This is a genomic window from Iodidimonas gelatinilytica, assembly GCF_008579125.1.
In the GTDB taxonomy this organism is placed as follows: Bacteria; Pseudomonadota; Alphaproteobacteria; order Sphingomonadales; family Rhodothalassiaceae; genus Iodidimonas; species Iodidimonas muriae.
Map to the genome: position 1 here is coordinate 41788 of NZ_BKCL01000014.1, position 7008 is coordinate 48795.

A 7008-nucleotide genomic window follows, 5' to 3' on the forward strand; every position below is an offset into this window, starting at 1 on the left:
AACCTACGGCGCTAAAGGCCAAACGACGGGTATCATGAGAAAGGCGGCGATGAAAACGATCAATGCCAGCGGTGCGCCCAATCGGGGGTAATCGAGGAAACGATAGCCTCCAAGTCCGAGGACGAGCGTGTTGTTGTGATGGCCGAACGGTGTAAGGAAATCGGCCGATGCCCCGACCGCGACAGCCATAAGAAACGGGTCTCCGTTCAATCCAGCCGCTTCAGAGATGCCAAGAACGATGGGCGCAAGAATGAGTACGGTGGCGACGTTATTGAGCATGGGAGTCAACCCCATGCTGATCAGCAAGGTCAAACCAAGCAGAAACTCGGGAGAGGTGTCTCCGGCCACGGACAGTATGAAATGGGCAATGACCGTTGCCGCCCCGGTGCTATCGAGCGCTCCGCCGACAGGGATTAACGCTGCGAGAAACACGACGACTGGCCAGTCGATCCGACGATAAATTTCGGCGAAGTTAATTAGGCCGGATAGCGCCATCACCACGACGCTAGAACGAAAGCCGCATCCGCCCTCATCACTCCTGAAGCGGCAAGCGCGATCGAGCAGACAAATATTCCCCCCGTTAAGGCCGCACGACGTGGACGAAACGTGAGCCCTCTTCCTTTTAGGGGCACGCTCCCAAGGTCGGATGATAGTGTTTCCAAGCGGTGTGGAGGGCCGGCTACCAGCAACACATCGCCGGCGGCCAGGGTCACTTCGGAAAAACGCCCCTCGAAACGTCGACTGCCTCGTGCCGCGGCAAGCAGATCAACGCCCCAGCGGCCCGGCAGATCCAGCGAGGCGGGCGTGCTGCCGAGAGCTATGGATTCGGGAATGATGAGTATTTCCCGCAATTTCCACCCTTCTGGAAGATGGTTGCCGTTGGGCAGAGTCAAATCGCCTCGGCCGATGATTTCCTGCAAGAGATCGACCTCGCCCTCAATCTTAAGTGTGTCGCCCGGTTCAAGCTTTATGTCGGCTTGACGGGCGAAGACAAAGTGGCCGTTTCTTACAACGCCATTAATGTGCAAACCGGTCATTGTTTCGATCCCACCCAGATCGTTCCCGACTAAAGGCGAGCTCCTGGGGGTGTCGAGTTCCGCTTGGTATCGGGGCAAGGGATAATTCCCACCTGTCGTCTCCGCAGGGTCCCTGTCGGGCAAGAGACGGCGACCGGCTAGAATGATGAAGATTACGCCGACACTGGCGACAATCAGTCCAACCGGGGAGAAATCAAAGATACCGAACGGTCTCAGGCCGTGCTCGACTCTGATTTGGGAAATGACCAAGTTGGGGGGCGTTCCGATCATGGTGATCATGCCGCCAAGCAGCGTCGAGAAGGAAATAGGGATGAGAATCCGGGAGTAGGGAATACCCGCTTCCCTGGACGCCGCCATAGCCACGGGCAACATAAGAGCCAGCGCGCCTATGTTGTTCATGATGCTGGAAAGCAAGGCGGCGGTTGTACAGAGGATGATATAAGTCAGATCTGGCCTGTGCTTGGCTCCTGCGAGTTTTTGCCCAAGGGCGGTCAAAACTCCTTGGGCGACAACCGTACGGCCTAGTACCAGAATCGCCGCGACTGTGATGACGGCTGGATTGCCAAAACCGGCAAAGGCGTCATCCGGTGGTACAAGGCCAAGCCAAACTGAAATTAGGAGAGCGACGATTGCAATGATGTCGTAACGCCATCGGTCCGTGGCGAGAACCCCGAGCGTGCCAACCAGTAACGTGCAAATGAGAACTTGGTCCGTCGTCATACCGAAGACGGCCTCGCATCACGCTCTGTACCGGTTGCCAGTCCGGGTTTCGCCCGCCATGGCATCCGCAAGCGTCGTCCGGTCCAGCACCATAAGGGTGGCTTCGTGAGCCTTTCCAAAGACGCCTCGGATATGACACGCTGTTTCGTCTTCGCAGTCCTCACATCGCAGGTATGCCATCTTACTCAGGCATGGAAGCGGCGCGATAGGGCCGTCTATGGTCCGGACCACCTCTCCAAAGGTGATTTCCTCTGGGGGTTTTCGAAGGGCGTAACCGCCGTTTTTTCCGCGCCGCGATGAAACCAGCCCGCGGTGCTTGAGGTCCAGAAGGATTTGCTCCAGGAATTTTTTGGGTATCTTTTGAGCCTCCGCGATATCGGAAATCAGAAGTGACTCGCCGACACCGGCCTTCGCCAATGCAAACAGTGCTCGAAACGCGTATTTGGCCTTTTGCGACAGCATGTAGATCCTCTAGGAGCGCTGCTTTCAGCTCCCTCCCTCCATTTTTTCGACACTATAACAGATTTGTCGATTTGATGGATGGATTATACGGGGTTAGGGGGATAAGCCAATAAAATCCTTTGAATTACAGATGTTAACCTATATTCTATACTAAACCGATAGGGAATATGTGTGATGGCGATGGCGTACCCACGGCCCTTGGTGTGGCTCACGACACGGCCATTCAGGGAGGAGAACGAAATTCCTCCGGAATGGAGGGGCGTCCGTCGCCTGTTTCGTCTCTTGGTGCGCAGGGGGTGGAATATAAGAGTCGCCGGTGAGCGTAACTATGTACTCTGGATGTGTGGGCGCACTCTATCCGAAACAACCGAACGCCTGATCGTTCTTCCGGATGCGTTGTTGCCGGATTTGCCCGGTTCATACCCGGAGCAGTGTGTGATTCTGACTTTACATCGGGTATTCCAGGTTCGTTTCCAAGAGGCTAGGGCGCGCGGCGAAGAAAATGATCGCAACCCTCTAGCATACGCATTCTTTGCGGCCGATCATTTGACGTTTCCTGTCCCATCCAAGGGGGGGCGGTTTTGGTGGGGGCAGAGAAACTGGATTACACGGTTCCTTTGGCTACGGTAACGCGTTCATGTGATGCTCGGTGGTGGGGGCCAGGCTTTCAAATGAGCAAAGACTTCAAGCGTTGCCCATCATCGCTTCTTCCAGCATGGCGTCGATCCGTTGAACGGCAGACCGCAACGGGTCGTCGGCCAGATGGGCGTAGCGGGCGGTGGTCTGGGGCTGGGTGTGGCCGAGCAACTTGCCGATCATCGGCAGACTCTCGCCCATCATGACGGCGCCGGACGCGAAGGTGTGGCGCAGGTCGTGGATGCGCACATCGGCCAGTCCGGTGGGCAGTTCCAGTTCGGCTTCTTCGGCGGCTTCATGGCAGTCTTCCCATGACGGCATATAGCCGAACTTGTCCTGAAGTTCCTGGACCAAGGCGCTCACCTTTTCGCCGCCGTAGTCACGCCAATATAGGACGGTGGCCTGTTTGCGTATGCGTCGCCAGGGTTTTTGCAGGTCGGTCAGATACGCCGCTTCCTCCTTGCCGGTGATGACATAAGGGTTCCCGTCGACCCGCTTGACCGAGGCCAGAACATTCAAAGCGCCTTTTCCGAGATGCAGAACCTTGGCTCCGGTTTTCGAGTCCGGCAGGAAAGCACGGTCGCCCTGGATGTAGCTCCACTTCATGGTCTGGATTTCGGACAGGCGCGCCCCGGTGAAAATCAACAGCCGGAAAGCGGCTGCCGCGGAGGGAGCCGTTTCCTCTTCCTCGTCCAGGGCCTTGCGTAGGCAGATCAGTTCCTCCGGGGTGAGGAAGCGCTCCCGCTTTTGCTCCTTGTACTTCTTGATGTGGTAGCAAGGATTTGAACGGTCCGGACGATAGCCCCAAGCCTCCGCCTGGTTCAGCATCTTGGACAATACGCCAAGAGTGCGGTTGGCCTGATACGGTGTCTCACGCATGCCGTGGTGCAGGTCCGAAACATCGTCGCGGCTGAGCTTGAGCACCTTGACGGACCCCATGGCCGGCAAGATGTAGGTGTTGAGTGCATGCTTGTATTCGACCTGGGTGCGGGACTTGCAGTGGGAAGGAACGTATTCATCCAGGAAGCGTTCGGCCAGCTGTTTGACGGTCGGCGAGCGGCGCTCCGATTTCTTCTCCTCGTTTGGGTTCTTGCCGTCATCGATGTCGGTGATGATCTTACCCGCGCGCTTACGCGCCTCGTCGAAGGGGAGGGCGCCGTGCCGACCAACCTGAACCCGCGTGGTCTTGCCGTGCCGGGTAGTCTGCGCGATATAGCGCTTGCCGCCGTTCGGATAGACGCGCACGCCGAACCCCTTCAGTTGATCGTCCCAGACGAAATATTCTTTGTCCTGGACGGGTAGGGCGTCGATTGATCGCTTGGTGAGGTGGGGCATGGCTTACCCTTTCGGAATTCATTCGGAATTTTTCGGAAGGCGTTCACCTCCAATCTGTGATAACAAGGGATAACGTCACATGCCCATAAAATCAATATAAAACAGTATGATAGTTAAGCAATCTATCTCCAGGCAATTCCAGATATCTTGATATAAACAAACTCATAACCTGAAGGTCATAGGTTCAAATCCTATCCCCGCAACCAACAAAATCAAGGGCTTAGGCATAATCGCCTGAGCTTTTTTTGTTTCACGGAAGCAATACGGAAGCACACGAATCACAAAATAAACGCGGGGCGAGTTTCGAAAAAGAGGTGAATAGTCACCATAGGGGGTGATGTATCCAATCACCAACTTTACGCCAACCCATTAAGTTATTTGTGTCAGAAAGCGACGTTTTTATGGCTTGTTTTCGATCTACGATCCGTGAATCTGGCTAGATGAAAGCATGCCAGGTTGAGCCAGCCAGTCCAGAAATCTATCCTTATCTATTTCGTTGTTTGCAAGACGCGTAATAACGTATGCGAATTGACTAGCTTCCACGAGAGCCAAATCTCTGATGTTCCGCGCCTGCCACGGGACGTTCGGGTCGAAACCGGGATTGGCAAGGGTAGCTTTAGGAAACTCTTCCATACCAACGATGGCTGCCCCCCTAACTACGTCAGTCGCGCTATTTAGTTTGACTGCGCCGTTGCCATTAGAAGTTTTAAGTTCCATGATAATCTGTGTTTTGTGATTGAGGCCAATCTGTAGGTCGGCGGCGCCGGCGGTCTTACCGTCATCTAGGCGTTTGTAGGCGAGGCCCACAGCATTTAATAAATTTTCAACTTTTGTCTCAAAGTCCTTACCGCGCGCATGCTTTGCCTCACGAAGAAGGTCGCTGAATTCTCTTGAAGCTCGCTTAATGGCGGCCTCCCACAGATCGTTCCGCTCTCTATCCCGATAAGCGCGTACAGCCTCTCGGAAATTTTGTACAACTTCATTTAGATGAGGAATTCGATGCGACTTGAGCGCTTCAATAATTTTTTCATAGGAATCGCTGCGTAACAACTCAATGGGATCGGCTAGATTTTTTTGATGCAGGGCGAGAATAGCGGGTCGTGAGAGGACTTGATAGCCAGTATCTTCTGCCCTAAGCTCGCCCATCCACGCGACTTCACCTGGCAACCCAAGTGAAATTGACCGGGCATGCATGCGGATGGCTGATGCGAGGTTTCGTAATGCCTGTCGCAATTCTACTTTGCCCTGTAGTGAAGTGGGGCAATCGTCATCGGAACGGTGGTTCGCCGTGGCTGCAATCAAGCAGTCCGACCAGGCGAATAAAATCTCTGCACTCTCGCGAATCATGGTCTGGGCGACGCCGGAGCCGATTCTAGGAAGCTCGGGTGCGAGATCCTTTATGGCGGCCCGCCCTTCAGCCCATCGCATGGTCAGCATCGCCGCATTGGCAGCCAATGGATTGCGTTGCCATGGTTGCTCGATTAGAAAATCTACTGCAGCGTCCGCCATCTTGTTTTGAACAGTATTATTGAGTTGGTAAGGCAAGTTTTTTGCACTGCCTTGAATGCTGTATTCATAGGATGAATAGGCCGCATGAAGTAAGGTATAACGAAACGTTTTCTCGTTCTCTTCGCTTGCAGCCAGGCTAAGTAGGTCGGAGCCTCGAAGTTCAGCATATTTAATAAGCTGATTGGCGCTGCTTGGATGTAAAACGGACATCGCAACCGCACGCCCTACAGGTGTGACGGAGAGTCTCGTCGAATTACTGGTCATCTTAGAAAACTCCATTCGCGTAGACTGGCAACGGCTTTTTGGAATGGCTCATCCCAATGGTCGAGGCCGGCGGCATTCACCTGTAACTCCCGTGAAGCGCTAAATGTAGCTTTCAAGAAGGTTAGCGCATCGTCCTCGCCATCTACGACATTGGATGCTGCCAGTTGGAGCACGAGCGGCGTGAAATGGTCCGGCGATACTTGGCTTTCTAAGGTATCCAGATGAACGGGATTAAGAAAGTCTCGAACCACGGACTTATGGTGGAATTTATCATTTGCCAAGAAGATTACGCGCCCACTTTCATGTTCGGCGCCCATGCGTCCGCAACGGCCGGCCATGTTGTGGAACTCGCTGGCCAAGATAGGCTCCCGGCGGCGACGTTCAAAATTCCAGCGTTCCCACGAATAGAATATCGCCGTTCCAAGTGGGAAATTGACACCTGCAGCCAAAGTCGATGTCGCGAAGACTAGATCGACGTCGCCATTTTTGATCGCCTCTTCGACCTTCAAGCGGTCTTCTTCGACAAGGTCAGCGCAATGAATTGCAACGCGATGCGGCATTGTGGCGGAAAGAAATTCGGCTTCGGTTGTGCCTTGGCTAAGCCCTTCCAATAGCGGGGCGTTTTCTAGATTGTAGCCTTTTGAAAGGCAGTAGTTAGTGCATCCGTCGTAAATGTCCTGCTTTCGCATGCAAAAGACGACGATCAGTTTTCCACCATTGGCATCCATGCATTCATGGATCAACGCTTGAAGCTCTGTCGCTGTGTCTGGCTGATGTGGTTCTTCGGAAATCCCTTGATCGGGCATTTCCGTATGGAAAGTTAACCGTTTCGTGGGTGTTCGGCATTCATAAAGTAGATGCTTTTCGCGGTGAGGAACGCGGACGAGTTGTACCTCGAGCCATTCGGACAAGGCTTTTCCATCCTGTTCGGTGAGAACAGCGGAGAGGCCGATGAATTGGCCAGGTTTTGCTCGAGAGATCAGCGTCAAGAGTGTTTCGACATTTACACCGCGTGATTTGTCGCCGAGAATTTGTACTTCATCGG

6 protein-coding genes are annotated in these 7008 nt (G+C 54.0%); all 6 read right to left on the reverse strand.

Going from position 1 to position 7008, the window contains the following annotated elements:
- Positions 1 to 3: 3 nt before the first annotated feature.
- Positions 4 to 495: an SLC13 family permease gene (locus JCM17844_RS13140; protein ID WP_235899017.1), complete on the reverse strand. Its 492-nt coding sequence runs from the start codon at positions 493 to 495 to the stop codon at positions 4 to 6.
- Entirely contained in the window at positions 495 to 1757 is a 1263-nt protein-coding gene (locus tag JCM17844_RS13145; RefSeq protein ID WP_150001369.1) for an SLC13 family permease, read from the reverse strand. Before JCM17844_RS13145 ends, JCM17844_RS13140 begins: the two co-directional genes overlap by 1 nt.
- A gap of 18 nt (positions 1758 to 1775) precedes the next feature.
- On the reverse strand, positions 1776 to 2219 hold the full coding sequence (locus JCM17844_RS13150) for an RrF2 family transcriptional regulator (RefSeq protein WP_150001370.1): 444 nt from the start codon (positions 2217 to 2219) through the stop codon (positions 1776 to 1778).
- A gap of 684 nt (positions 2220 to 2903) precedes the next feature.
- Positions 2904 to 4190, reverse strand: coding sequence for a site-specific integrase (locus tag JCM17844_RS13155; protein ID WP_150001371.1), 1287 nt, complete (start codon positions 4188 to 4190; stop codon positions 2904 to 2906).
- 417 nt (positions 4191 to 4607) lie between these two features.
- Positions 4608 to 5963 (reverse strand): hypothetical protein, encoded by a 1356-nt coding sequence (locus JCM17844_RS13160; RefSeq protein WP_150001372.1) that lies wholly within the window; start codon positions 5961 to 5963, stop codon positions 4608 to 4610.
- Positions 5960 to 7008: helicase-related protein (locus JCM17844_RS13165; protein WP_150001373.1), on the reverse strand; the 1049-nt coding region annotated here is incomplete at its 5' end. The genes JCM17844_RS13165 and JCM17844_RS13160, both read right to left, overlap by 4 nt.